Origin of the sequence: Pseudomonas sp. CCI1.1 (genome assembly GCF_034348165.1) — a bacterium.
GTDB lineage: Bacteria > Pseudomonadota > Gammaproteobacteria > Pseudomonadales > Pseudomonadaceae > Aquipseudomonas > Aquipseudomonas paracarnis.
This window is the reverse complement of the sequence record NZ_CP133780.1, coordinates 4,276,963-4,303,289: the sequence shown is the minus strand read 5'-3', so window position 1 is coordinate 4,303,289 and position 26,327 is coordinate 4,276,963. Positions and strand designations below refer to the sequence as shown.

The 26,327-nt window shown below is 61.0% G+C and carries 25 protein-coding genes; 16 read left to right on the top strand and 9 right to left on the bottom strand.

The annotated features are described in order from the left end of the window. Positions 1-3: 3 nt before the first annotated feature. On the bottom strand, positions 4-579 hold the full coding sequence (locus tag RHM69_RS19540; protein ID WP_200599463.1) for a DUF6436 domain-containing protein: 576 nt from the start codon (positions 577-579) through the stop codon (positions 4-6). Positions 580-677: 98 nt separating this feature from the next. Here RHM69_RS19540 and RHM69_RS19535 point away from each other — a divergent pair, with 98 nt between their 5' ends. Further along, positions 678-1,619 carry an alpha/beta hydrolase gene (locus RHM69_RS19535; RefSeq protein ID WP_200599465.1) on the top strand — a complete coding sequence of 314 codons (942 nt, stop codon included), beginning with the start codon at positions 678-680 and terminating at the stop codon, positions 1,617-1,619. 82 nt (positions 1,620-1,701) lie between these two features. Here RHM69_RS19535 and RHM69_RS19530 read toward each other — a convergent pair whose 3' ends face one another. Continuing rightward, positions 1,702-2,454: a DUF2059 domain-containing protein gene (locus RHM69_RS19530; RefSeq protein WP_003195224.1), complete on the bottom strand. Its 753-nt coding sequence runs from the start codon at positions 2,452-2,454 to the stop codon at positions 1,702-1,704. A 131-nt stretch (positions 2,455-2,585) separates the two neighbouring features. Here RHM69_RS19530 and RHM69_RS19525 point away from each other — a divergent pair, with 131 nt between their 5' ends. Both RHM69_RS19525 and RHM69_RS19520 read left to right on the top strand, forming a co-directional pair. Continuing rightward, positions 2,586-3,218, top strand: coding sequence for a 2OG-Fe(II) oxygenase (locus RHM69_RS19525; protein WP_003195222.1), 633 nt, complete (start codon positions 2,586-2,588; stop codon positions 3,216-3,218). Positions 3,219-3,220: 2 nt separating this feature from the next. Continuing rightward, the gene (locus RHM69_RS19520) at positions 3,221-3,703 is read left to right on the top strand and encodes a DUF523 domain-containing protein (RefSeq protein WP_014720375.1); all 483 of its coding nucleotides are present in this window, start codon (positions 3,221-3,223) and stop codon (positions 3,701-3,703) included. A 109-nt stretch (positions 3,704-3,812) separates the two neighbouring features. Here RHM69_RS19520 and RHM69_RS19515 read toward each other — a convergent pair whose 3' ends face one another. Further along, positions 3,813-4,286, bottom strand: coding sequence for a transporter substrate-binding domain-containing protein (locus RHM69_RS19515; protein WP_020301833.1), 474 nt, complete (start codon positions 4,284-4,286; stop codon positions 3,813-3,815). A gap of 134 nt (positions 4,287-4,420) precedes the next feature. Between RHM69_RS19515 and RHM69_RS19510 the strand changes: the two genes are divergently transcribed. Beyond that, positions 4,421-4,861: a DUF4399 domain-containing protein gene (locus RHM69_RS19510; protein ID WP_014720373.1), complete on the top strand. Its 441-nt coding sequence runs from the start codon at positions 4,421-4,423 to the stop codon at positions 4,859-4,861. 67 nt (positions 4,862-4,928) lie between these two features. Here RHM69_RS19510 and serA read toward each other — a convergent pair whose 3' ends face one another. Continuing rightward, a complete protein-coding gene (gene serA, locus RHM69_RS19505; protein ID WP_003195214.1) occupies positions 4,929-6,158 on the bottom strand; it encodes a phosphoglycerate dehydrogenase in 1,230 nt (409 codons plus the stop codon). A gap of 205 nt (positions 6,159-6,363) precedes the next feature. On the opposite strand from serA, the gene RHM69_RS19500 reads away from it, so the two are divergent. The 4 genes from RHM69_RS19500 (at position 6,364) to RHM69_RS19485 (ending at position 10,647) form a co-directional block, all read left to right on the top strand. Continuing rightward, positions 6,364-7,758 (top strand): FAD-binding oxidoreductase, encoded by a 1,395-nt coding sequence (locus tag RHM69_RS19500; RefSeq protein WP_005792341.1) that lies wholly within the window; start codon positions 6,364-6,366, stop codon positions 7,756-7,758. A 22-nt stretch (positions 7,759-7,780) separates the two neighbouring features. Further along, positions 7,781-8,446 carry a fumarylacetoacetate hydrolase family protein gene (locus tag RHM69_RS19495; protein ID WP_014720371.1) on the top strand — a complete coding sequence of 222 codons (666 nt, stop codon included), beginning with the start codon at positions 7,781-7,783 and terminating at the stop codon, positions 8,444-8,446. Positions 8,447-8,693: 247 nt separating this feature from the next. Further along, complete coding sequence (locus tag RHM69_RS19490) at positions 8,694-9,617, top strand: SdiA-regulated domain-containing protein (RefSeq protein WP_014720370.1); 924 nt, start codon at positions 8,694-8,696, stop codon at positions 9,615-9,617. Positions 9,618-9,738: 121 nt separating this feature from the next. After that, complete coding sequence (locus tag RHM69_RS19485; RefSeq protein WP_200599467.1) at positions 9,739-10,647, top strand: SdiA-regulated domain-containing protein; 909 nt, start codon at positions 9,739-9,741, stop codon at positions 10,645-10,647. Here RHM69_RS19485 and RHM69_RS19480 read toward each other — a convergent pair whose 3' ends face one another. Next, entirely contained in the window at positions 10,648-12,594 is a 1,947-nt protein-coding gene (locus tag RHM69_RS19480; protein WP_200599476.1) for an autotransporter domain-containing protein, read from the bottom strand. Between the two features lie 333 nt (positions 12,595-12,927). Then, complete coding sequence (gene rpiA / locus RHM69_RS19475) at positions 12,928-13,599, bottom strand: ribose-5-phosphate isomerase RpiA (protein WP_003195201.1); 672 nt, start codon at positions 13,597-13,599, stop codon at positions 12,928-12,930. 138 nt (positions 13,600-13,737) lie between these two features. Between rpiA and ilvA the strand changes: the two genes are divergently transcribed. After that, positions 13,738-15,252 carry a threonine ammonia-lyase, biosynthetic gene (gene ilvA / locus RHM69_RS19470; RefSeq protein ID WP_058410116.1) on the top strand — a complete coding sequence of 505 codons (1,515 nt, stop codon included), beginning with the start codon at positions 13,738-13,740 and terminating at the stop codon, positions 15,250-15,252. 40 nt (positions 15,253-15,292) lie between these two features. Further along, positions 15,293-15,706, top strand: coding sequence for a DUF2269 family protein (locus RHM69_RS19465; RefSeq protein ID WP_014720366.1), 414 nt, complete (start codon positions 15,293-15,295; stop codon positions 15,704-15,706). A gap of 94 nt (positions 15,707-15,800) precedes the next feature. Here the strand turns inward: RHM69_RS19465 and RHM69_RS19460 are convergent, their stop codons facing one another. After that, positions 15,801-16,457: an HAD family hydrolase gene (locus RHM69_RS19460; RefSeq protein WP_073451826.1), complete on the bottom strand. Its 657-nt coding sequence runs from the start codon at positions 16,455-16,457 to the stop codon at positions 15,801-15,803. 143 nt (positions 16,458-16,600) lie between these two features. Between RHM69_RS19460 and RHM69_RS19455 the strand changes: the two genes are divergently transcribed. Both RHM69_RS19455 and ptsP read left to right on the top strand, forming a co-directional pair. After that, complete coding sequence (locus tag RHM69_RS19455) at positions 16,601-17,080, top strand: RNA pyrophosphohydrolase (RefSeq protein ID WP_003176750.1); 480 nt, start codon at positions 16,601-16,603, stop codon at positions 17,078-17,080. 22 nt (positions 17,081-17,102) lie between these two features. Next, entirely contained in the window at positions 17,103-19,382 is a 2,280-nt protein-coding gene (gene ptsP, locus RHM69_RS19450; RefSeq protein WP_014720364.1) for a phosphoenolpyruvate--protein phosphotransferase, read from the top strand. A 230-nt stretch (positions 19,383-19,612) separates the two neighbouring features. Here the strand turns inward: ptsP and RHM69_RS19445 are convergent, their stop codons facing one another. After that, a complete protein-coding gene (locus RHM69_RS19445; protein ID WP_200599485.1) occupies positions 19,613-20,359 on the bottom strand; it encodes an NRDE family protein in 747 nt (248 codons plus the stop codon). A gap of 216 nt (positions 20,360-20,575) precedes the next feature. Between RHM69_RS19445 and lgt the strand changes: the two genes are divergently transcribed. Together lgt and RHM69_RS19435 are read left to right on the top strand one after the other, a co-directional pair. Next, on the top strand, positions 20,576-21,388 hold the full coding sequence (gene lgt / locus RHM69_RS19440; RefSeq protein WP_003195189.1) for a prolipoprotein diacylglyceryl transferase: 813 nt from the start codon (positions 20,576-20,578) through the stop codon (positions 21,386-21,388). 51 nt (positions 21,389-21,439) lie between these two features. Continuing rightward, on the top strand, positions 21,440-22,273 hold the full coding sequence (locus tag RHM69_RS19435; RefSeq protein WP_014720362.1) for a thymidylate synthase: 834 nt from the start codon (positions 21,440-21,442) through the stop codon (positions 22,271-22,273). Between the two features lie 130 nt (positions 22,274-22,403). On the opposite strand, the gene cadR is transcribed toward RHM69_RS19435, so the two are convergent. Continuing rightward, on the bottom strand, positions 22,404-22,844 hold the full coding sequence (cadR, locus tag RHM69_RS19430; RefSeq protein ID WP_003195185.1) for a Cd(II)/Pb(II)-responsive transcriptional regulator: 441 nt from the start codon (positions 22,842-22,844) through the stop codon (positions 22,404-22,406). An 85-nt stretch (positions 22,845-22,929) separates the two neighbouring features. Here cadR and RHM69_RS19425 point away from each other — a divergent pair, with 85 nt between their 5' ends. Together RHM69_RS19425 and RHM69_RS19420 are read left to right on the top strand one after the other, a co-directional pair. Continuing rightward, positions 22,930-25,242: a heavy metal translocating P-type ATPase gene (locus RHM69_RS19425; protein WP_200599487.1), complete on the top strand. Its 2,313-nt coding sequence runs from the start codon at positions 22,930-22,932 to the stop codon at positions 25,240-25,242. A 16-nt stretch (positions 25,243-25,258) separates the two neighbouring features. Further along, positions 25,259-26,122: a LysR family transcriptional regulator gene (locus tag RHM69_RS19420; RefSeq protein WP_058410822.1), complete on the top strand. Its 864-nt coding sequence runs from the start codon at positions 25,259-25,261 to the stop codon at positions 26,120-26,122. Positions 26,123-26,327: the final 205 nt, after the last annotated feature.

Below are 26,327 nucleotides of genomic sequence, written 5' to 3'. Positions count from 1 at the left end.
GGGCTACAGATCCTTAGGCCACGAACAATAGCAGCCTACCGCGAGGGTGTGAGTGGCATTCACTTCGCGTCCGGTTCCAAGCGCCTTGAGGATCGGCTCGATAAAACTGTTGCTGGCGTTGCACGTCAGGCCTTCGCTGTAGGGGCCGAAATACGCCAGCTTGCCGGTGCGATCCCAAATGCCCACGGCCGGGCTGGCGGGGATATGGTCCGCGCCGGGCAGGGCATCGAGGACTTTCATGTGGCGCAGGTTCTCGGGCAACTGGCCGTGGCTGCCGGGTTTTTGCAGGGCATAGAACTCCACCCCTTGGGGCGCGTACTGCTCGATCAACTCGCCCAGGTGCTGCTGGTTACCGACATTGCACGGGCAGGCCGGGTCCCAGAAGTGCACCAGGCGAATCGGGCCCGGGCCACTGAGGGCGGCGGGCAGTTGCAGCGCATCGCCGGAAAATACCGCGGTGTGTTCGCTGAAGGCACGCAGGTAGCGGCCTTGGAACCAGTCATAGGCCGCCCACAGCACCCCGGCGCAGATAACCAGGATCAGGCTGGCGAACAGGGCGTTACGGTAGGGCGGTCGCATTGGATGTATCCTCGCAGGTCGCGTAGCTTGCCATGCTTGTCCTGACAGATGAATATCGCAGCTCGATATTCATCTTCACCGCAAGTCTGGAAGCCTTTATGCCCGTCACCTTTGACCCTGATCATCTGCGCGAAAGCTTGCGCCCCCTGGTGGATGCGCAGCCGCTGTCAGCCGAGGCGAGGGTTTACCAGCGTTTCTACGGGCTCGACCTGGCCGCACGCCAGGTGCCGGCGGTGAGTCGCCTGGGGCGCTTGCAGGTGGATGGGTTCGAGGTGGTGGCCCAGGTCTGGTGGCCGCCAGCACCGGTCGCGACCATGTTCCTGTTCCACGGTTTCTACGATCACATGGGGCTGTATCGCCATGTGGTGGATTGGGCCTTGGACCAGGGCTTCGTGGTGATCGCCTGCGACCTGCCGGGCCATGGCTTGTCCAGCGGCGTGCGCGCCAGCATCGATGACTTTGCGGTGTACCAGAGCGTGGTGCAGGCCTTGTTCGTCGAGGCCAAGGCGCTGCAATTGCCGCAACCCTGGCACCTGTTCGGGCAAAGCACCGGCGGCGCCATCGTGGTGGACCATCTGCTCCACCACGGCGCCCAGAGTCCGGCCCAGGGCAAGACTTTCCTGCTGTCGCCTTTGGTGCGGCCGCGTGCCTGGGGTTGGTCCCAGGTCAGCTATTACCTGCTGCGCCCGTTCGTCAAAGGCATCGCCCGGCGTTTCAGCGATAACTCCAACGACCCTGCGTTCAAGCCGTTCCTGGAAGCCGACCCGCTACAGCCTCGCCAGCTGCCTACCGCCTGGGTGGGGTCGCTGGCGCGCTGGATCAAACGCATCGAAGCCGCACCACGCAGCCCCCGGCGCCCGGTGATCGTGCAGGGTGAGGAAGATATGACGGTGGACTGGCAGTACAATTTGCAGGTGTTGCGAGGTAAGTTCGACCGGCCTGAGGTGTTGATGCTCAAGCGGGGTCGGCATCACTTGGCCAATGAAATTCCGCAGATTCGCGAAGCATATTTTAACTTCCTCACGGATCACCTGAAATAACGCGGTTCAAATGTGGGAGCTGGCTTGCCTGCGATAGCGGTGTCACTGACAGATCGCAATCGCAGGCCAGCTCCCACAGGGTTTACTGCGTCAGGCTTGAGGTGCTTTGGCCGACAGCCAGCCCTGCGCGAATGGCCGCCAGTGCAGCCTGGTAATACGCCTTGCCCTCCGGCGACTCGGCAAAGGTGGCGAACTCTTCCAGCTCAGGGTCGGACAAATCCCGATAGACATACAGCAAGGTATTGTTCAAATCCTTGTCGATCTGCTGCATCAACCGCTCGCGCTGGCCATTCAACATTCCTTGCGCCTGGCCACCGCCGAGCAGGCCGGGGATCATCTGGCTCAAGCTGTCGGCCGCCACGCCTGCAATCGCCAGGCTGACCTCGGCACCGGCCTCGCGGGCGGGCAGGGCCTGGGCCAGGTGGCCGATGATCAGGCTGCGGGTGGCATCGGCTTCGAGTTTGGGCAGACCCTGTGCGTTTTTCGCCAGTTGATCGCGGCGCGTGGCCAGCAACTCAGCGGCGACGATCTTGCGGCCCAGGGGCGACTGGAAAAACGCCAGGGCAGGTTTCGGGTCGGGCAAGTGCTTGCGCAGTTGCGCCTCGGCACGCTGGTCCATGGCCTGGGCGGCAAAGCGTTTATTGCTGTTGTCCACCAGCGCCTGGTACACCACCGGCGGCAGGCTATTGCGGTAGCGCTGCTGGGCGGCACTGAGGGCGTCATTGAAGTGCGCACGTTGTTCGGCCCAGCCGGCGACCTTGTACAACTGGTCATGGCCGTCTGCCCAGGCGGGCAAAACGCAGAACATCAACACAGAAAAAAACAAACGACGCATAAGGACTCCTGTCAGTCGGCCACTATTGTCCGTGTCGGGCGTAGGATTTGTCGAGAAGTCCTATCGGTCACCTGACTAAAGTGCATTCAGACGCTCAACGGCGCTGTCGGATTTTCAGGCGTATGGATACTATGCGCGCCATGCAAATACCCCTCGATCACCCGCTGCTGCAACGCATCGTCGACGACTTGGCCGAAAAAGGCTGGTCGCAGCAAAATGGCTTCCTGCCCCAGGCTCTGACCCTGGAGCTGGCGGCTGAGTGCCGTAAACGTGCGGCGCAGGGTGAGCTGGCGCCCGCAGCGGTAGGGCGTGGGCCGGCCCAGGAGATTCGCGAAGGCATTCGCGGCGACCATATCCAGTGGTTGGAGGAGGGGGACGCGCCAATCTGCGACACCTACATGGGCGTCATGGACGGCCTGCGCCTGGCGATGAATCGCAGCCTGTTCCTGGGCCTGGAAGATTTCGAAAGCCACTTCGCGATGTACCCGCCGGGCGCGTTTTACCTCAAGCATGTAGACCGTTTTCGCGACGATGACCGGCGCATGGTCTCGGCGGTGATCTACTTGAATGACGCCTGGCTGCCCGAGCATGGCGGCCAACTGCGCATGTACCTCAAGGGCGGTGTCGAATACGACGTGGTGCCCACCGGGGGCTGCCTGGTGGTATTCCTGTCGGGCGAAGTGCCTCACGAAGTCCTGCCCGCTACGCGCGAACGCCTGTCCTTGACGGGCTGGTTTCGCCGGCGGGGCAACGAGCCGTTTTAAACATGGAAAAGATTCTGGTCAGCCGCTGCCTGCTCGGGCACAAGGTGCGCTATGACGGCGGGGCCAGCGGCCCATTCGACCCACTGGCAGCGTGGCAAGCTGACGGCCGCGTGGTTGCCATCTGCCCGGAAGTGGCGGGGGGCTTGCCCACACCGCGCCCGCCGGCCGAAATCCCAGGCGGGCAGGGGATCGACGTGTGGGAAGGCCGCGCCCAGGTGCTGACGGCCGAGGGCGAAGACTTCACCAGCGCCTTTCTCGACGGTGCCCGCCAAGCCTTGGCGCTGGTGCAACGCCATCACATCCGCATCGCCATTCTCAAGGCCAGCAGCCCATCCTGCGGCAATCTGTTGACCTATGACGGCACCTTCAGCGGGGTGAAGGTCAGTGGCGAAGGCGTCACGGCGGCGCTGCTCAAGCGCCATGGTGTGCAGGTGTTCAGTGAGTTGGAGTTGCCACAGGCGGCAATTGCCCTCACGCAGCTTTAAGAAGTTTAAACAGATCAAGTGTGGGAGCTGGCTTGCCTGCGATAGCGGTGTATCAGCACCTTATGTGTAACTGACAGACCGCTATCGCAGGCAAGCCAGCTCCCACATTTTATTGCGCCTTGAGCCATTTCTGCGACAGCGCCTTCAACCGGCCATCGTCCTTAACCCGCTTCAACGCCCCGTTCAAACTGGTCTTGAACGCCGGGTTGCCCTTCTGGAACGGGATCGCCAATGCCGGCTTCTGGTGGTAAGGCTCACTGAAATCGAAACGATCCTCAAGCTCGGCAGTCATAGCCATATGGTTAATGGCCACGTCGTACTTGCCGGTTTCCACACCGGACAGCAGGTCCGCGTTATCGGTGGTAATAAACGAGGAGCGCACCTCCATCTCCTTGGCCAGCAGTTCACCCAGCTCCACTTCAAAGCCGGCGAGTTTGTCGCCCTCTTTGAAATTGTACGGCGGGGTGTTGGCTTCCAGGGCGATGCGCAGTTCACCGCGATCGTTGACGTCGTCAATCAGTTCGGCATGAGCCAAGGGGCTCAGAAGAGGAAGCAACAGCAACAGGCCAGGCGAAAAGCGCATGGTCACTCCTAAAGAATTCGTACAGGCGAGGCGCCGTTCAGCAACGTTTTGTTATGGTGTCGGGTGCCTTGGACCGCAATTTATCGCGAAGTTGTCATAACCCTACAGATTTCACCGAAAAACTGGAGAAGCGAATGAAAGCCCTTTTGTCCCGTGCAACGATTGCCAGCCTTTTGCTGGGTACCTCGATGTTGGCCAGTGCCGCAGACCTTCCTCGTACACCTGCGCCTGAAGGTGCCGAAGTGTTCATCGTCTCGCCGAAAGATGGCGCCACCGTTGATAAAACCTTCACCGTCAAATTCGGCGTCAAGAAGCTGGACCTGGAACCGATCGACAAACAAGTGCCTAACGCCGGGCACCACCACCTGTTGGTAGACCAGAAGGTGGAGTCGCTCAACGCCAATGAGGCGATCCCGGCCACGCCTACTTCGATTCACTTCGGCAAGGCGCAGACCGAAACCGAGCTGACCCTGACGCCAGGCAAGCACACCCTGCAACTGGTGGCCGGCGACAACGTGCATCGCCAGTTCGAACCCACAGTCGCCTCGAAAGTGATCACCATTAACGTCAAATAAGCGTTATTCGGGCAAAAAAATGGGAGACCCCTGCGGGTCTCCCATTTTTTATCCAGCGCTTGAAGCCTTAGAACAACACGCGGCTACGAATAGTGCCGTTGATGTGCTGCAGCTTCTCTTGCGCCAGGTCCGAGTACTCGGCGTCGACGTCGATCACCACGTAGCCGACCTTCTCGTTGGTCTGCAGGAACTGACCGGAGATGTTGATGCCGTTTTCCGCGAAGACCTTGTTGATCTCCATCATCACGCCAGGGATGTTCTGGTGGATGTGCAGCAGACGGTGCTTGCCCGGGTGAGCCGGCAGGGCCACTTCCGGGAAGTTGACCGACGATACCGAGGTACCGTTGTCGCTGTACTTGACCAGTTTTTCCGAGACTTCCAGGCCGATGTTGGCTTGGGCTTCAGCGGTGGAGCCGCCGATGTGCGGGGTCAGGATCACGTTGTCCAGGCCACGCAGCGGGCTTTCGAAGATGTCATCGTTGGAGCGCGGCTCCACCGGGAACACGTCGATGGCAGCGCCGATCAGGTGCTTGTCCTTGATCGCGTCGGCCAGGGCATCCAGCTCGACCACGGTGCCGCGAGCGGCGTTGATCAGGATCCCGCCTTTCTTGATCGCGCGGATTTCCTTCTCACCGATCATCCACTGGGTCTCGGCCGTTTCCGGAACGTGCAGGGTGACGATGTCGGACATGCCCAGCAGCTCGGTCAGGCTGGCCACTTGGGTGGCGTTGCCCAATGGCAGCTTGGTCAGGGTGTCGTAGAAGAACACCTGCATGCCCAGGCCTTCAGCCAACACCGACAGTTGCGTGCCGATCGAGCCGTAGCCGACGATACCCAGCTTCTTGCCGCGGATTTCGAAGGAGTTGGCCGCGCTCTTGATCCAGCCGCCACGGTGGCAGGAAGCGTTCTTCTCAGGGATACCGCGCAGCAGCAGGATGGCCTCGGCCAGCACCAGCTCCGCCACGGAGCGGGTGTTGGAGTACGGTGCGTTGAACACCGCGATGCCGCGCTCGCGCGCTGCATTGAGGTCGACCTGGTTGGTGCCGATGCAGAAACAGCCGACAGCCACGAGTTTCTTGGCGTGGTCGAAGATCTCTTCGGTCAGCTGAGTGCGGGAGCGAATGCCGATAAAGTGCGCGTCGGCGATCTTTTCCTTGAGCTGGGCTTCCGGCAGAGAACTGGTGATGTACTCAATGCTGGTGTACCCGGCGGCTTTCAGAACGTCGACAGCCGATGGGTGGACGCCTTCCAGAAGAAGGAACTTGATCTTGCTCTTATCGAGAGAAGTCTTGCTCATCTGCGTAAACCTGTATCCCGGAGAAAATTGGCAGGGAGTCGAGCAGCGCAAGCTGACCCGGACGGCAGGAAAGCCGTCACCGCAGAAACGCCCTTTGGGTCTGTCCTGCGGGGGCGGTATGCTAGCATACGCACCCCGCTAAACACCTATTCCTGCGACGTGAAGCGTTCTCAGGATGACCATGAATTGTTCGAGAGTTCTGTCGATGACCCATCCTGCCCTGATTGATGAGCTAAAGACCCTGGTTGAGCCCGGCAAAGTGCTGACCGACGCCGACTCCCTGGAGGCTTACGGCAAGGATTGGACCAAGCACTTCGCTCCCGCACCTAGCGCCATCGTGTTCCCCAAGACCACCGAGCAGGTACAGGCCATCGTGCGGTGGGCCAATGAGCACAAGGTGGCGCTGGTGCCCTCGGGCGGGCGCACCGGTCTGTCGGCTGCTGCCGTTGCCGCCAATGGCGAAGTGGTGGTGTCGTTCGACTATATGAACCAGATCCTCGACGTGAACCTCACCGACCGCACCGCCGTGTGCCAGCCGGGTGTGGTGACCAAGCAACTGCAGAACGTCGCTGAAGAAAACGGCCTGTATTATCCGGTGGACTTCGCCTCGTCCGGTTCCAGCCAGATTGGCGGCAATATCGGCACCAATGCCGGCGGGATCAAAGTAATTCGCTACGGTATGACCCGCAACTGGGTGGCCGGCATGAAGGTCGTCACCGGCAAAGGCGATGTGCTGGAGCTGAACCGCGACCTGATCAAAAACGCCACCGGCTACGACATGCGCCAGCTGTTTATCGGCGCCGAAGGCACCCTGGGCTTTGTGGTCGAAGCCACCATGCGCCTGGACCGTGCGCCAAAGAACCTCACGGCAATGGTGCTCGGCACGACTGATTTCGACTCGATCATGCCGGTGCTGCACGCCTTCCAGAGCAAACTGGACCTGACCGCCTTCGAATTCTTCTCGGACAAAGCCCTGGCCAAAGTCCTTGGTCGTGGCGACGTGCCGGCGCCGTTCGAAACCGAGTGCCCGTTCTACGCCCTGCTGGAATTCGAAGCCACCACCGAAGAAGTCGCCAACCACGCCCTGGAAACGTTCGAACATTGCGTGGAGCAGGGCTGGGTGCTGGATGGCGTGATGAGCCAGAGCGAAACCCAGCTGCACAACCTGTGGAAACTGCGCGAGTACATCTCCGAAACCATTTCCCACTGGACGCCGTACAAGAACGACATCTCGGTGACCGTGTCGAAAGTGCCAGCGTTCCTGAGCGAAATTGACGCGATCGTCGGTGAACACTACCCGGACTTCGAAATCGTCTGGTTCGGCCATATCGGTGACGGCAACCTGCACCTGAACATCCTCAAGCCGGAAAACCTGAGCAAGGATGAGTTTTTCGCCAAGTGCGCCACCGTTAACAAGTGGGTATTCGAGACCGTCGCCAAGTACAACGGCTCGATCTCCGCCGAACACGGCGTGGGCATGACCAAGCGCGATTACCTGACCTACAGCCGTTCACCGGTTGAAATCGAATACATGAAGGCCGTCAAAGCCGTGTTCGACCCTAACGGGATCATGAACCCCGGCAAGATCTTCGCTGTTTAACCGCACCTGAAGGAGTCGTTCCATGAGCTACCAGCACAAGTATGTCGACGGCACCAACATCCACTTCCCGGTGGGTAAAGTGGTGTGCATCGGGCGTAACTACGCCGAACACGCCAAGGAACTGGACAACCCGGTACCCACCGAGCCGCTGCTGTTCATCAAGCCGGGCAGCTGCGTGGTGCCGTTGGAAGGTGGCTTTGCCATTCCGACCGAGCGTGGTTCGGTGCACTACGAAGCGGAAATCGCCGTATTGATCGGCAAGCCTTTGTCCGCCAAGCCGAGCCGGGAAGAAGTGCTGGACGCCATCTCCGGCTTCGCTCCGGCCCTGGACCTGACCCTGCGCGACAAACAGGCCGAGCTCAAAGCCAAGGGCTTGCCGTGGGAAATCGCCAAGTCTTTCGATGGCGCGGCGGTGATTGCCCCCTTCGTGGTCAGCAGTACCTTTGCGGACGTGACCGATATCGGCATTCGCCTGAGCATCAACGGCGAATTGCGCCAGGACGGCAACAGCGCGCAGATGCTTAACCCGATTGTGCCGATGATTCAGTACATGGCGGGTTGCTTCTCCCTCCAAGCGGGCGACGTGATCCTGACCGGCACCCCGGCGGGCGTTGGCCCATTGAATGTGGGGGATGAAGTGGTGTTGGAGCTGGCGGGTGTCAATCGCTTCGAAAGCGTTGTGCGCTAAATCACTGCCAAACTGCGATCAAACTGTGGGAGCGGGCTTGCCCGCGATGGCGGTGTGACAGTCACTGAATAGTTGACTGAACGCCCTTAATCGCGGGCAAGCCCGCTCCCACAGTTGTTTGTGTACATCTGCAGGATCCAGCGTTTTGCATTTTTTTCACACACTATCCGGATAATTCCCTGCTCTTGCGCGCGGGTCCTTGAATCCTGTGCTATCCCCTACAGCTGACTTTCCGGAAAAGCGCTCAATGGTCGTGCCTCTGCCCACTTCGAAAACCTCGCTTCGCTCTCGCTTGTCCATGCGCTGGTATTCCTGGGTATTTTTGGCTGGTGCCATTTTGTATGGCATCGCCTGGGCCATGCACTGGGATGATCGCGGCCTGCTGTGGGTGCTGGAGCGTTTCGAGAGTTCGGCCGAACGCCGGGAAAGTGTGTGGCTGCCGGACTATCACGCGGTGATCGACGCCAAGTTGCTGCCCGGTATGGAGAAGGACGAGGCATCAGACCTGTCCTATAACCCGCAGACCAAAACCCTGTTTTCAGTGATGGGCAAGAATCCCTTCCTGGTCGAACTGAGCCTGCAAGGCGATGTGTTGCGCAAAATGCCGCTCAACGGTTGGAACAATCCGGAAGGCGTGGCAGTGATGGAAAACGGCTTGATGGCGGTGGTCGATGAACGCGATCACAGCCTGACCGTGGTCAAGGTCGACGCCGGCACTACGGCGCTGAACAAGGCCGATTTCCCCAGTTATGACCTGGGCCCGTCCAAAGATCAGAACAAAGCCTTTGAGGCCGTTACCTGGGACAAGCGCAACCAGCAGTTGGTGCTGGGCGAAGAACGTCCCCCGGCCCTGTTCACCTGGAAAAGCGATGGCAATACGCTGACCGGCGACAAGCAAAAACTGGCCAGCACCGAACTGGATGTGCGCAACCTGTCGGCCCTGTCCATCGACCCACGTACCGGACATTTGCTGGTGCTGTCGGCCGATTCCCACCTGCTGCTGGAACTGGATGAAACGGGCGAGCAAGTCAGCTTCATGACCTTGCTTGGCGGCTTCAATGGCCTGAAAGACACGATCCCCCGTGCCGAAGGCGTGACCATGGACGAGAGCGGCAACCTGTACATGGTCAGTGAGCCAAACCTGTTCTATCGCTTTGAAAAGCAGAAATAACTGACGAATTACGTCAGAGTTTTCTTTATAAACGGCATTCGCCAGGCAGTCCGGTGCGTTTAAGTTTAAATTCAGGTGACCTTGATATCTATTCGCCAGTTTTTTCTCTGAGCCCGCCCCGATGCGTCGACTTGCCCGCCCTAAACCTGCTGTTTTTATCCTGCTGTTGCTCGCCCTGGTCACTGCCGGGCTGGTGGCACAGCAGTTCCGTCTGTTCGAACGCGCCTGGTTCAACTGGCAGGTGTGGTACCAGCCTGCGGATGAGCGCGCCATTGGCCTGGCGGATTATCGCGTCACCCTCGAAGGCCAGGTGATCGAAGGGCTCGACGACGATGTCTCGGCCCTGACCTACGACCCCGTGCGCAAAAGCCTGTTTACTGTCACCAATAAAAACGCCGAACTGGTCGAGTTGTCGCTGGAGGGCAAGATCCTGCGGCGCATTCCGCTGGTGGGCTTTGGCGATGCCGAAGCGGTGGAATTTATCAGCGACAACATCTACGTCATCAGCGATGAGCTCCAGCAGCGCTTGATCAAAGTGCATGTGGACGATGACACCAAGTTCCTCGACGCCGCCGATGCGGAGCAAATGACCCTGGGCGTGCACGTCGGCGGCAACAAGGGCTTTGAAGGGTTGGCCTACGACTCGGTGGGCAAGCGCTTGTTCGTGGCCAAGGAACGCGACCCCATGCTGATCTACGAGGTGCACGGGTTTCCCCATTTCAAGCCGGAAAAAACCTATTCGGTACATGTGATCAACAACCCCAAGCGCGATGCCGGCCTGTTTGTGCGCGACCTGTCGAGCCTGCAATACGACGAGCGCAGTGGCCATCTGTTGGCGCTGTCGGATGAGTCGTTCCTGGTCTTGGAGCTGGATATTGATGGTCGCCCTCTAAGCAGTCTGTCGTTGCTTAAAGGGCGCCATGGCCTGAGCAAGCGCGTGCCCCAGGCCGAAGGGATCGCCATGGATGACGACGGCACGCTGTACATGGTCAGCGAGCCCAACCTGTTTTACGTGTTCAAGAAACCCTGATCAGAACATCCATTGCACACCCAGCGAATAACCGGTCTGGCTGCCTTCAGCATGCCCGAGGCGGCCATTGACCTCGGCAAACACGCCCAACTGTGGGGTGATCGCCAGTTGGCTGCCCAGTTGTGCGCGAGCGAAGCTCTTATCCACTGAGCCCAGCCTGGCGGTGCGGGCCTGGCCATCGGCGCGTGCGGTGAGTTGCAGGTCGTCCAGGCGGCCGTCGGCCAATTCCTTGACCCAGGCGATGTCGCCGTAGGGCATCAGGTTCAGGCCATAGGGCAGGGCAACAGCGCCGCGCACGCGCCAGCCGAGGCTGGCTTCCAGGGAGTCGAAAGACTGCTCTTCGTACTCCAGGGCCGTGCGCAGGTTCTGCTTTTCGTGGAACTTGTCGATGCGGTAATGGCTGTAGTCCAGGCCGGCGAACGGCCCGCTCTTGATCGCGCCAAAGTCAAAGTCATAGCCACCCAGCACCCGTGCGCCCAACGCCAGGGCATCGGTATCGCCCGTCAGTTGCTGGTTGAGCAGGATCGGCCCGCCATTGGCCTGGATGACCAGGTTGCGCTTGGAGTCGAAGCGCGTGTGGCCCACGCTCAGGTCACCGGCCAGCCAGCGTGGCCCGCCATCGTTGAGCAGTGCATAGACGGCTGCCTGCCAGGTGTCGCTGTCGAGCTTGCCGCGATGCTCCAGTTTGTCGCGCCCATTGAGGTAGCTGAGGCTGGCGCCGATATTCAGGCTTGAAGTCAGTTGGTAGTCGCCGAGGGCATGCAGGCCCACGCGCCGGGCTTCGGGGTTGGGGGCCGTGTCGAAGCCGCTGTCCGGGTTGTATTCGCCATCCACGCCGATCTCGCCATCGAAGCTGCCGACCCCGCGGCTGCCCGCTTGCAGGGTCAGCCAACGGCGATCATGCAGGCGCACCAGGGCCTGATGCTGGCGCTGCAGGTTGTCTTGCATATTGCGCGCAACGGCACCGCCAGAAGCGGTCGAGGCCATCAGGTCGGCGTTGGTCAGTTCCAGCACCAGGCGGCTGAGCAGGCGTGAATAGTCGCGCAGGCGCTGGTCGATGCGCGCCTGGCCGAATGCATCGGTCAGCACGGCTTTGTTGTCTTCGTTCGGGTCGTGCCAGGTCGAGCCGCCGGGGATTTTCGGGTTGTCGGTCTGGGTGTAGCCGTCCAGGTCGCCCAGTTCCCAGTTGGTGGCCTCTATATAAAGGATCGGGATATTCAGCGGTTCAAACGCTTCACCATCGCTGCAGCAGCCGGTGCCCTTCGGGTACTGCGGGTCCAGGCCGGGGTTGCTGAATAAGGGGATGTTCAATTCCCTGGCGATCTGGAAGGTGTGCTCGCGCAAGGAGGCCAAGGCCGGGTTGGCGGTGCTGTTCTGGCCGGCGTGGGCGTACATCATGTCGCCGGTGATCAGGCTGTCGAGGTTGATCATCGCGAGCATGTTGGCGCGCTGGCTGGTGTTGAGTGAGTCGACAAAGGCCCGGGAGCCGCGCAGGCCTTCTTCTTCGGCGCCGAACCCCACTACCTGCAGGCCGTTTTCCAGTGACAGGCCGCTGAGGTTCTTCGCCACCTCGGTCAGCACGCTGGCGCCGGAACCGTTGTCATCCAGGCCTTGCAGGGTCGGGCGGCCGAAGTAAGTGTCGAAATGCGCGCCAATCACCACGTACTGGGCCTTGGTACCAGCGGCAGAGGCCACCACGTTTTGCGAAGCCCGGCTGCCGTTGTTCCAGGTGAAGTCCTGGCGGCTGATGCTATAGGCCGTGCCCATCTGGCTCTGCATCCAGTCGGCTGCCCCGGCAAAATTTGCCGTGCCGCGATATCGGCCAGGGTAGTCGTTGATCAGTTTTTCCAGGGTGGTGTTGGCGTGCTGGCCGTAATCGTAGGCCTGGGTAGGCGTGGACAGCAGGGCACCGGCAACGCTGATGGCGAGGGCTAGGGGCTTTATCACAAGGTCTTCCTTGAGGTGATGGGAATGTGCAAGCCCAGACCCTTTGCACAATGCGCGCCTCATTCCATGGGCGGCTGCGAATTGGCGCATTGTTAAACGCGTGGGTCGCGTGGCTGTAATTTGTAACGGATTGGATACCAGGCTGGGCAGGGGATGCCGTGACAGAGCGCACGGTTTTGGCGAGGAGTGCTGCGAAAAGTAGCGTTTTTGTTACATCGCTCTAGAGTCGAGCGCTAACACATGTGGGAGCTGGCTTGCCTGCGATGGCATCGCCTCGGTATCCATTGATACACCGAGTCGTCTGCATCGCGGGCAAGCCCGGCTCCCACAGGGTCAGGCCTTGAGGGTTTTCACGCCTTCCGGGGTACCCAGCAGCAATACATCCGCCGGGCGCGCCGCGAACAGGCCGTTGGTGACCACGCCCACAATGGCGTTGATCTGCGTCTCAAGCTCCACCGGGTTGGTGATCTGCATATTGAACACGTCGAGGATGATGTTGCCGTTGTCGGTCAACACACCTTCGCGGTACACCGGGTCGCCGCCCAGTTTCACCAGCTCGCGGGCCACGTGGCTGCGGGCCATGGGGATGACTTCCACCGGCAGTGGGAACGTGCCCAGCACCGGCACCAGCTTGCTCGCGTCGGCGATGCAAATGAAGGTCTTGGCCACGGCCGCGACAATCTTCTCGCGGGTCAGGGCCGCGCCGCCGCCTTTGATCAGGTTCAGGTGCTCGTCGCTTTCATCGGCGCCGTCGACGTAGAACTCCAGGTCGCTCACGGTGTTGAGCTCGTACACCGGAATGCCATGGCCCTTGAGGCGGGCGGCGGTGGCTTCGGAACTGGCCACGGCGCCGTCGAACGCGCCCTTGTGCTGGGCCAGTGCGTCGATAAAGCAGTTGGCGGTGGAACCGGTGCCGACACCGACGATGCTCTTGTCGTCGAGTTTAGGAAGGATTAAATCGACAGCGGCCTGGGCCACTGCCTGTTTGAGTTGATCCTGGGTCATGCGGGCTCCGGAACGGGCGGGGAATTAACGAGGGCGGCGAGTATAACCCAACAAAACCTCGGGATTCGTGTGGTCGCCCGGCCAAACGCTGGGTTAGACTCCTTGGCCCTGCCCAACCCGTGAAGTAGATGCCTGCCGATGCTTGAACACTACGTCAAAAAAATCCTCACCTCGCGTGTTTACGACATCGCCGTGGAAACCCCCTTGCAGACTGCCCGCCAGCTCTCCGAGCGGCTGGGTAACAAGATTTGGCTCAAGCGCGAAGACTTGCAGCCGGTGTTCTCGTTCAAGATTCGCGGCGCCTACAACAAGCTGACCCAGCTCAGTGCCGAAGAACGTGCACGCGGCGTCGTCACCGCGTCGGCCGGCAACCATGCCCAGGGCCTGGCCCTGGCGGCCAAGGTGCTGGGGGTGAAAGCCACCATCGTGATGCCCAAGACCACCCCGGAGATCAAGGTCGAAGGCGTGCGCTCCCGGGGCGGCAAAGTGGTGCTGCACGGTGATTCCTTTCCGGAAGCCCTGGCCTACTCGCTCAAGCTGGTCGACGAAAAAGGCTACGTGTACATCCACCCCTACGATGATCCGCACACCATTGCCGGGCAGGGCACCGTGGCGATGGAAATCCTGCGCCAGCACCCAGGGCCTCTGGACGCGATTTTCGTACCGGTGGGCGGCGGCGGTCTGATCGCCGGGATTGCGGCGTATGTGAAATACCTGCGCCCGGAGATCAAGATCATCGGCGTGGAACCGGACGACTCCAACTGCCTGCAAGCCGCCATGGCGGCGGGCGAGCGTGTGGTATTGCCGACCGTGGGCATCTTCGCCGACGGCGTGGCGGTGGCGCAGATCGGCCAGCACACCTTCGACATTTGCAAAGACTACGTGGATGAAGTGATCACCGTCAGCACCGATGAAATCTGTGCGGCGATCAAGGACATCTACGATGACACCCGCTCCATCACCGAGCCGGCGGGTGCGCTGGGCGTGGCCGGGATCAAAAAGTACGTCGAGACCCGCGGTGTCAGCGGCCAGACCTTTGTCGCCATCGACTCGGGTGCCAACGTCAACTTCGACCGTTTGCGCCATGTGGCCGAGCGCGCCGAACTGGGTGAAGGTCGTGAGGCCATCATCGCCGTGACCATCCCCGAGCGGCCGGGCAGCTTCAAGGCCTTCTGCGAAGCGGTGGGCAAACGCCAGATCACCGAATTCAACTACCGCTACCACTCCGGCAGCGAAGCGCACATTTTCGTCGGCGTGCAGACCCACCCGGAAAACGACCCGCGCAGCGCGTTGGTGGCCAGCCTGACCAGCCAGGGTTTCCCGGTGCTGGACCTCACCGAGAACGAACTGGCCAAGTTGCACATTCGCCATATGGTCGGCGGGCATGCGGCCAAAGTCAGCGACGAGTTGGTGTTTCGCTTCGAATTCCCGGAGCGGCCGGGGGCGTTGTTCAACTTCCTCAACAAACTCGGCGGGCGCTGGAATATCTCGATGTTCCACTACCGCAACCACGGCGCGGCTGACGGCCGAGTGGTGGCGGGCTTGCAGGTACCGGCGGACGAGCGTCACCTGGTTCCCGCGGCCTTGGCGCAAATCGGTTACCCGTACTGGGATGAAAGCGAAAACCCGGCTTACCAGCTGTTCCTCGGTTGAGCGACTACGCTGACTGAGCGGCCTATAAGGAATAGAGACCATGGAAACGCTGACCACCCTCAAGGTGATCCACATCACCGCCACCGTATTGCTGCTGCTCAGCGGCCTGGGCCTGGCGGTATTGGCGTGGCGTAAACGCAGCGCCGGCCCGGCCGCGACCGTGCAGCGCCCCTGGGCATTTGTATGGCTGCTGATGGGGATTTGCCTGGTGAGCATGCCCTTCACCGGCTGGTGGCTGGTGCACCTGCTCGGCTGGCCATTGGGGCAAACCTGGATCTTGGGCTCCAGCATCCTCTACACCGTGGCGGCGCTGGCCTGGTTCTGGCTGGTGGCGCGGCTCAATCGGCTGCGCAAGGGCGAGGGCGGGAGCCTGAATTTCACCCTGGTGCTGGCGGTGGTCAGCCTGGTGGGGTTTGTGGCGATTGCCGGGCTTATGGGCGCCAAGCCGGTTTAAAGCGTTAGACCGCGTCGCGTTCATCGCAGGCAAGCCAGCTCCCACAGGGGAATGCATTCCAAATGTGGGAGCTGGCTTGCCTGCGATAGCGTCATCAGCTGCGCAGCGTAATCACCGGCCAACCACGCTTTTCAGCCTCGGCGCGCAAATTCTGATCCGGATCCACTGCCACCGGGTGCGTCACCTGCTCCAGCAACGGCAAATCATTCATCGAATCGCTGTAGAAGTAGCTGTCTTCCAGGCTATGCCCGGTTTCTTCCAACCAGCGGTTCAAACGCGTCACCTTGCCCTCGCGAAAGCACGGCACATCGGTACTGCGCCCGGTATAGCGGCCATCCACCATTTCGCATTCGGTGGCGATCAGGGTCTCGACGCCCAGGCGGGCGGCAATCGGCGCGGTGACGAAGCGGTTGGTGGCGGTGATGATCACCAGCTTGTCACCGGCGGCGCGGTGCCTGGCCAGCAGTTCAACGGCCTTCGGGAGCATGATGGGCTCGATGCAGTCGCGCATGTAGTCGTTGTGCCACGCGTCCAGCTGGGCCATCTCGGTGCGGCCGAGGATTTCCAGGCAGAAGTTCAAGTAGGCGGCGTTATCCAGCCGGCCGGCCAGGTAGTCCTGGTAGAACTCGTCGTTGCGGGCCTTGTAGGCTACCGCGTCGAGAATTCCGCGTTCACACAGGTAATCGCCCCAGGCGTGATCGCTGTCACCGCCCAGAAGGGTATTGTCCAAGTCGAATAAAGCCAGGCGCATTGCAGTTACTCGCTGAAAAGTCTGTAAAAAGGCGTCCAGAATACGGTCTTTTCACAAGAGTGCACATAAGGTAAGAAGCCTCGTTGCCGCTGGAACAACCTTTGTGGAACAATGCGGCGACATGCGTTTGCGAGGTTGTTGCCGTGATCGACCCCGATGGTTTCCGTCCTAATGTCGGCATTATTCTGACGAATGATGCCGGACAGGTGCTATGGGCTCGCCGAATCAACCAAGATGCCTGGCAGTTTCCTCAAGGTGGAATCAACCCCGACGAAACCCCTGAAGACGCCTTGTACCGTGAGTTGAACGAAGAAGTCGGCCTTGAGCGCGAAGATGTACAAATTCTGGCCTGTACCCGTGGCTGGTTGCGCTATCGTTTGCCGCAACGCCTGGTGCGTACCCACAGCCAACCGCTGTGCATCGGCCAGAAGCAGAAATGGTTTCTTTTGCGCCTGATCTCCAACGAGCAGCGGGTGCGGATGGATTTGACCGGTAAACCGGAGTTCGATGGCTGGCGCTGGGTCAGCTATTGGTATCCGTTGGGCCAGGTGGTGACATTCAAGCGCGAGGTTTATCGTCGCGCTCTCAAAGAGCTTGCCCCGCGCCTTTTAGCGCGCGACTGACGACGGAGTTCGACCCCGAGCCATGCTCAATACGCTGCGCAAGATCGTCCAGGAAGTTAACTCCGCCAAGGATCTCAAGGCGGCGTTGGGGATTATTGTGTTGCGCGTCAAGGAAGCCATGGGCAGCCAGGTCTGCTCGGTTTACCTGCTGGACCCCGAGACCAACCGTTTTGTGCTGATGGCCACGGAGGGCTTGAACAAGCGCTCCATCGGCAAGGTCAGCATGGCGCCCAATGAAGGTCTGGTGGGCCTGGTGGGGACGCGTGAAGAACCCCTGAACCTCGAGAACGCGGCCGATCACCCGCGTTATCGCTACTTTGCCGAAACCGGCGAAGAGCGCTACGCCTCGTTCCTTGGTGCGCCGATCATTCACCACCGCCGCGTTGTCGGCGTGTTGGTTATCCAGCAAAAAGAGCGTCGCCAGTTCGACGAAGGCGAAGAAGCCTTCCTGGTGACCATGAGCGCGCAACTGGCCGGGGTTATCGCCCACGCCGAAGCGACCGGCTCGATTCGCGGCCTGGGGCGCCAGGGCAAGGGTATCCAGGAAGCCAAGTTCGTCGGCGTACCGGGTTCGCCAGGCGCTGCGGTGGGTACCGCGGTGGTCATGCTGCCGCCCGCCGACCTCGATGTGGTGCCGGACAAGACCGTCAGTGACATCGACGCCGAAATCAAACTGTTCAAGACCGCCCTCGAAGGCGTGCGCGCCGACATGCGCAACCTGTCGACCAAGCTGGCCACCCAGCTGCGCCCCGAAGAGCGTGCGCTGTTTGACGTGTACCAGATGATGCTCGACGACGCGTCCCTGGGTAACGAAGTCAAGACTGTGATCAAGACCGGCCAGTGGGCCCAGGGCGCGTTACGCCAGGTGGTCACCGATCACGTCAACCGTTTCGAAATGATGGACGACGCCTACCTGCGCGAGCGCGCATCGGATGTGCGCGACCTGGGGCGACGTCTGTTGGCGTACCTGCAGGAAGACCGCAGCACCAACATGGTCTTCCCCGATAACACCATCCTGGTCAGTGAAGAGTTGACCGCCACCCAGCTTGGCGAAGTGCCTGAAGGCAAGCTGGTGGGCTTGGTTTCGGTATTGGGTTCGGGTAACTCCCACGTGGCGATCCTGGCCCGGGCCATGGGTATCCCGACGGTGATGGGCCTGGTGGACCTGCCGTACTCCAAGGTCGATGGCATCGACATGATCGTCGATGGGCATCGCGGCGAGGTGTTCACCAACCCCAGCGACGTGCTGCGCAAGCAATACGCCGAGGTGGTGGAAGAAGAGAAGCAACTGGCCCAGGGCCTGGATTCGCTGCGCGAGCTGCCGTGTGTGACCCCCGATGGCCACCGGGTACCGCTGCTGGTCAACACTGGCCTGCTGGCGGATGTAGCCCGTGCGCAACAGCGCGGCGCCGAAGGGGTGGGGCTGTACCGCACCGAAGTGCCGTTCATGATCAACCAGCGTTTCCCGAGCGAGAAGGAGCAGCTGGCGATTTATCGCGAGCAACTGCAAGCCTTCCACCCGTTACCGGTGACGATGCGCAGCCTGGATATTGGCGGCGACAAGTCACTGTCCTATTTCCCCATCAAGGAAGACAACCCCTTCCTTGGCTGGCGCGGTATTCGCGTTACCCTCGACCATCCCGAAATCTTCCTCGTCCAGACCCGCGCCATGCTCAAGGCCAGCGAGGGCTTGAACAACCTGCGCATCCTGCTGCCGATGATCTCCGGCACCCATGAGCTGGAAGAAGCCCTGCACCTGATCCACCGCGCGTGGGGCGAAGTGCGCGATGAAGGCGCCGATGTGCCGATGCCGCCGATTGGCGTGATGATCGAAATACCGGCGGCGGTGTACCAGGCCAAGGAACTGGCGCGGCAGGTGGACTTCCTGTCGGTAGGCTCCAACGACCTGACCCAGTACCTGCTGGCCGTGGACCGTAACAACCCACGGGTGGCCGACCTCTACGACTACCTGCACCCGGCGGTGCTGCAAGCGCTGCAACACGTGGTGCGCGACGCCCATGCCGAAGGCAAGCCGGTGAGTATCTGCGGCGAAATGGCCGGCGACCCGGCGGCGGCGGTGCTGTTGATGGCGATGGGCTTTGACAGCCTGTCGATGAACGCCACCAACTTGCCGAAAGTGAAGTGGATGCTGCGCCAGGTGGAATTGAGCAGGGCCAAGGATTTGCTCGCCGAGTTGATGACCATCGACAACCCGCAAGTTATCCACAGCTCGCTGCAATTGGCGCTGAAAAACCTGGGGTTGACCCGGATGATCAACCCGGCCTCGGCCAAAACCCTGTAGGAGCGAGCTTCTAGCAGATCGTTCCCGCGCTCTGCGTGGGAATGCAGCCCTGGACGCTCCGCGTCGGCTTTTAGAGCGTGACGCAGAGCGTCACAAGAGGCGTTCCCACGCAGAGCGTGGGAACGATGAAAGATCGAGGCACCTTCATCGCAGGCAAGCCAGCTCCCACCTGTGGAATGCATTCACCTGTGGGAGCTGGCTTGCCTGCGATAGCGGTGGTCCATGCAGCGCTAAAACATCAGGTCCACCTCACCCAGCCGCCCCCCGTGCGGGCCAAAGCTGCGCTCCAGCATCCGCCGCGTCCCATCGGCATTCACGATCAGCGCTGTGCTCGCCCGTGTCCCATAACTGGGGCTGGCGATAAACACGCTCGACAGCAGGCTTTCGGTCGCCAGGCCTACGCCGGTGTCCGGCAACTCAGCAAACGGGGCAGTCTGCGGGTCGCTGAGAATTCCCAGCAGTGCCTCAGGCTCAGGGTTTTCCAGCACGGCGCTGAACGCTGCTTTGGCCTTCACTAGCTTCGGCCAGGGCGTATCCAGCCCGGCATTGGATAACCCGTACACCCCCGCCTTCAACCGCGTCGGCTCGGTATCATTGGCGTTGTAGTGCCACAGCTCATCCCGCGTGCCCACCAGCAGGTTGAACCCGGCATATTCAATCGAGCGGCCGTTCACATCGGCCAAATAATCGTCGATCGGCAGCGAACCGCTGAGAAACCGCGCAACCAGTTCGCCGCGAGACTTGCGTGCCGGTGGCTGGTGCGGGTCGCGGATGTTGGTCAAGGCGGCAAAGCGCCCATCCGCGTTCACCCCCAGCCAGGTGCCCCCGGCCTCCTGATCGCGACCGGCATAAACCTGGGGCACATCCGCCCACTGGGCCAGCGGCAGGCTGGGGCGGGCGTAGAACTCATCGCGGTTGGCCGCGACGATCAGTGGCTGGGCATGGCCCGGTCGCCAGGCGAAAACAATCAGGCACATCGGGTGACCCCTTTTGTGTTTTTGCCACTCTACCCACAGACGCGCCGGTGTTCCATCGTCTCGAAGTTGGGCCGTGCACCTCTGATCCGTTAACATGCCGGGCTATTTGGCGTGTATGTGAACTTCTTAATTTGATCTCGCCGCTGTAACGCAGGCTTAATCGCACATCGGCATGGTCCGGTGCGTCATGACTAAATGTTTTAACGAGGAGTCGCAATGCTGCCTTACCCGCAGATCGACCCGGTGGCCCTGGCCATCGGTCCGCTGAAAATCCATTGGTACGGGTTGATGTACCTGATCGGCATCGGCGGCGCCTGGCTGTTGGCTTCCCGGCGCCTGAACCGTTTCGACCCGACCTGGACCAAGGAGAAGCTCTCCGACATGGTGTTCTGGATGTCGATGGGGGTGATCGTCGGCGGGCGCCTGGGGTATGTGCTGTTCTACGACCTGTCTGCGTATCTCGCCAACCCGACCCTGATCTTCGAAGTGTGGAAGGGCGGCATGGCGTTCCACGGCGGGTTTATCGGCGTGATGATCGCCGCCTGGTGGTTTGGCCGGCGCAATGGCAAGTCGTTCTTCCAGCTGATGGACTTCGTCGCCCCCTTCGTGCCGATCGGCCTGGGTGCCGGGCGCATTGGTAACTTTATCAACGCCGAGCTGTGGGGCAAGCCGACCGACGTGCCGTGGGCGATGGTGTTCCCGCCGTTCAGCGACCCGGCGCAACTGCCGCGCCACCCGTCGCAGCTGTACCAGTTCGCATTGGAAGGTGTGGCGCTGTTCCTTATTCTCTATATCTTCTCGCGCAAGCCACGCCCAACCATGGCCGTGTCGGGCATGTTCGCGCTGTTCTACGGGATTTTCCGCTTTATCGTCGAATTCGTACGGGTACCGGATGCGCAGTTGGGCTACCTGGCATGGGGCTGGCTGACCATGGGTCAGGTGCTTAGCTTGCCAATGATCCTGGCGGGCCTGGGCATGCTGTGGTGGGCGTACAATCGCCCGCAGCCGCTGAAGAACGCCGCGCTTTAAATTCGAATGCCAAGACCAGGAGGTCTTGGCTTCAACGATACGGGTAAAAACATGAAGCAATATCTCGAACTGCTGCAGGACGTCGTGACCAATGGCCTGACCAAGGGCGACCGCACGGGCACCGGCACCAAGGCTGTGTTTGCGCGTCAGTATCGGCATAACCTGGCCGACGGCTTCCCGCTGCTGACCACCAAGAAGCTGCACTTCAAAAGCATCGCCAACGAACTGATCTGGATGTTGAGCGGCAACACCAACATCAAGTGGCTCAACGAAAATGGCGTGAAGATCTGGGATGAGTGGGCCACCGAAGACGGCGACCTGGGTCCCGTGTACGGCGAGCAGTGGACCGCCTGGCCGACCAAGGACGGCGGCACGATCAACCAGATCGACTACATGGTGCACACGCTCAAGACCAACCCCAACAGCCGCCGCATCCTGTTCCACGGCTGGAACGTCGAATACCTGCCGGACGAAACCCAGAGCCCGCAGGAAAACGCGCGTAACGGCAAGCAAGCCCTGCCGCCGTGCCATTTGCTGTACCAGGCGTTCGTGCATGACGGCCATCTGTCGATGCAGCTGTATATCCGCAGCTCCGACGTATTCCTGGGGCTGCCGTACAACACTGCCGCGCTGGCGTTGCTGACCCACATGCTGGCCCAGCAGTGCGACCTGATCCCCCACGAGATCATCGTCACCACGGGCGACACCCACGCCTACAGCAACCACATGGAACAGATCCAGACCCAGTTGGCGCGTACGCCGAAAAAACTGCCGGAACTGGTGATCAAGCGCAAGCCTGCGTCGATCTACGACTACAAGTTCGAAGATTTTGAGATTGTGGGCTACGACGCCGACCCAAGCATCAAGGCCGACGTAGCTATCTAAAGCCTTACTCGGTGAAAAACTGTGGGAGCTGGCTTGCCTGCGATAGCGCAGTGTCAGGCGACATCAATGTCGCGGGCCCGCCGCTATCGCAGGCAAGCCAGCTCCCACATGGGTTTGGTGTTCGCTTGAGTTAATGGCCGTGGCTTCTGCCCACATGCGAAGGCTCGGCCTCGCTGGCCGCAATCCCGCCGCTGACTTCCAACTGCTGCAAGATCCCGCACTGGTTCCCACCGCCGCAACGTTGGCGCAGGTCCAGCAGTTGTTCCTGCAAGGCCAACAACCCGTCGATCCGCGCTTTCACATGGTGGATATGCTCGTCGATCAAGGCATTCACGCTTTCGCATTGGTCCTGGGGGCTGTCGCGCAGACCCAGCAGGCTGCGGATTTCTTCGAGGGTCATGTCCAGGCTGCGGCAGTTGCGAATAAAGGTCAGCCGCTCGGTGTGCGCCTGGGTGTACACGCGGTAGTTGCCGTCGGTGCGTGCCGGGGGCGGCAGCAGGTTTTCCTTCTCGTAATAACGGATGGTTTCCACCGGGCAATCGGTGAGTTTGGCCAGTTCGCCGATCTTCATCGCAGCAATCTCCAAATGGGCGCTTGACCCTATAGTGGCTACAGGGTCTTTACTTGGCAACAGGCACCTTTACGGACGCGACCTGATGAGCCACTCCATTCATACCCCGCACAAGCACGACCACAAGCATGATCACGATCACGATCACGGCCATGATCACGATCACGATCACGGCCATGATCACAAACATGACCATGGGCCCGCCAAACTCACGCCTGTGGATAACCACGGCCATTCCGGCTCCTGCTGCTCCGGCGCTGCCGGGCCTGCCATCGTGACCCTGAGTGAGGCGCCCACCGCCGGCTCGCGCCTGAGCACCTTCCGCATCGAAGCCATGGACTGCCCTACCGAGCAGACGCTGATCCAGAACAAGCTGGGCAAGCTCGCTGGCGTGCAGCAACTGGAATTCAACCTGATCAACCGCATCCTCGGCGTCACCCATGACCTGCCGAACACCGCGCCGATCATTGAGGCAATCAAGTCCATCGGCATGCAGGCCGACCCTATCGAAGAAGGCAGCCCCGCTGCCGCGCCGCCCGCCAAGAAACATTGGTGGCCGCTGGCGGTGTCGGGCGTAGGTGCCCTGGGGGCCGAGGTGCTGCACTTCACCGGTGTGGCGCCCACCTGGGTAATCGCGCTGGTGGCGTTGGTGTCGATTCTCAGCGGCGGCCTTACCACCTACAAGAAGGGCTGGATTGCCCTGAAGAACTTCAACCTCAATATCAATGCCTTGATGAGCATCGCGGTGACGGGCGCGATCCTGATTGGCCAGTGGCCCGAAGCGGCGATGGTGATGTTCCTGTTCACCGTGGCCGAGTTGATCGAGGCCAAGTCCCTGGACCGTGCGCGCAACGCCATCAGCGGCCTGATGCAGATGACTCCGGAACAGGCCACGGTGCGCCAGGCTGACGGTTCCTGGCTGGAACAGGAGGTCAAAAGCATTGATCTTGGGGCGATTGTGCGGGTAAAGCCTGGCGAGCGCATCGGGCTCGACGGGGAAGTCACGGCCGGCCAGTCCACCATCGACCAGGCACCGATCACCGGGGAAAGCCTGCCGATAGAAAAAACCGTGGGCGATAAAGTGTTTGCCGGCACCATCAACCAGGCCGGCGCCCTGGAGTACAAGGTCACCGCCGCGGCCAACAACTCCACGCTGGCGCGGATCATTCACGCCGTGGAACAGGCCCAAGGGGCACGGGCGCCAACCCAGCGCTTTGTTGACAGTTTCTCCAAGGTCTACACCCCGGCTGTCTTCCTGTTTGCCCTCGGTGTGGCGGTGATTCCGCCGCTGTTCATGGCGGGCGTGTGGTTTGACTGGATCTACCGCGCCCTCGTGCTGCTGGTGGTGGCCTGCCCTTGTGCCTTGGTGATCTCCACCCCGGTGACCATTGTCAGCGGCCTGGCGGCAGCGGCGCGCAAAGGCATCCTGATCAAGGGCGGCGTGTACCTGGAGGGCGGCTACAAGCTCGACTACCTGGCCCTCGACAAGACCGGCACCATCACCCACGGCAAACCGGTGCAAACCGACTACCTGCCGCTGTTCCCGAACATCGAAGACAGCGCGCCGGCCCTGGCGGCCAGCTTGGCATCGCGCTCCGATCACCCGGTGTCCCTGGCGATTGCCAACGCAGCTGTGGATAAAAACCTGTCGACTCACGCTGTGGATAACTTCGAGGCCCTGGCCGGGCGCGGTGTGCGGGGTGATATCAACGGCCAGACCTATCACCTGGGTAACCACCGCCTGGTGGAAGACCTGGGCTTGTGCTCAGAGGCGTTGGAAGAAAAACTCTTCGCCCTGGAAAAACAAGGCAAGTCTGTGGTGTTGCTGTTGGACAAGTCTGGCCCGCTGGCGCTGTTTGCCGTGGCCGACACGGTCAAGGAGAGCAGCCGCGAAGCCATTCAGCAGTTGCACGACCTGGGCATCAAGACCCTGATGCTCACCGGCGACAACACCCACACTGCCAAGGCCATTGCGGCCCAGGTGGGTATCGACCAGGCCCAGGGCGACCTGTTGCCCACCGACAAACTGCAAGCCATCGAAACCCTCTACGGCCAGGGCCGTCGGGTGGGCATGGTCGGTGACGGTATCAACGACGCCCCGGCCCTGGCCCGTGCCGAGATCGGCTTCGCCATGGCCGCGGCGGGCACCGACACCGCTATCGAGACCGCCGACGTGGCGCTGATGGACGATGATTTGCGCAAGATTCCGGCTTTCATTCGGTTGTCGCGGCAAACGTCGAGTATCCTCAAGCAGAACATCGCCCTGGCGCTGGTGATCAAGGCGATCTTCCTGGCCGTCACGTTCATGGGCATGGCGACCATGTGGATGGCGGTCTTCGCCGACATGGGCGTGAGCCTGCTGGTGGTGTTCAATGGCCTGCGCCTGGTGCGCAAATAGCGGATGAGAGGGTGGTGTGCTGAGTGCTGAGTTAAAGGCGTTTTTCATGGTCGCCCGCCTGGGCAGCATTACCCAGGCGGCGAAGAAACTCGGCTTGAGCCAGCCCACGGTGACCACCCAGATTCGCAACCTCGAAGGCCACTACGGCGTCGAGTTGTTCTACCGTGGCGGCCGCCGCCTCACCGTCAGCGACGAAGGCGCGCGGCTGTTGCCGATGGTCAAGGCGCTGTTGCAGCAGGAAGCGGATATCGAGTTTTTCCTGCGCAACAACGGCCAGGTCCAGGGTGCGCTGAGAATTGCAGCAACGGCGCCGTATTACATCCTCGATCTGGTCAAAGCTTTTCGTGAGCGACTGCCCCAGGTGGAAGTCTCGGTGGAAATCGGCAATTCCCAACAGGTGCTTGAGGCGTTGGACGATTACCGCGTCGATGTCGCGGCCTCATCGCAATTGCTGGAAGATGCCCGTCTGATCCGCCGCGTGCTGGGCACGGACCCGCTGGTGCTGGCGGTGCACCGCAATCACCCGTTGGCCAAGCTCGATCACGTACCGTTGAGCGCGCTTATCGGGCACACCTTGCTGATGCGTGAAGCGGGCTCCACCACCCGCCGGCTGACGGAAGAGATGTTGAAGAACGCCGGCGTGGGGTACGGGCCGTTGCTGGAGATTGGCAGCCGTGAGTCGATTCGCGAGGCGGTGCTGCGCAACATCGGCATTAGCATCATCGCCCGCCAGGAAGTGCCCCATGACCCGCAGTTGCGCGTGCTGACCATCGAGGATGCACCGCAGATTCCGGAGTATCTGTATTGCCTCAAGGAGCGCAAAGGTGCGCGCCTGCCGGCGGCGTTTCTTGGTTTGGCTCAGGAAATGTCACCCCTCTGAACATGGATGGCGGCTTTTAAATGGCCATCGCAGGCAAGCCAGCTCCCACATTTTGATGTGTGAACCTATTCAAGTGTGGGAGCTGGCTTGCCTGCGATAGCGGACCATGAGTCACCCATCTCCTTGAGTCCTACACAAATCCACCAATACCACTATCACCTCCTTTTGCCTTCCTGCCACACCCGCTACGCATTCCCTCCCTAGC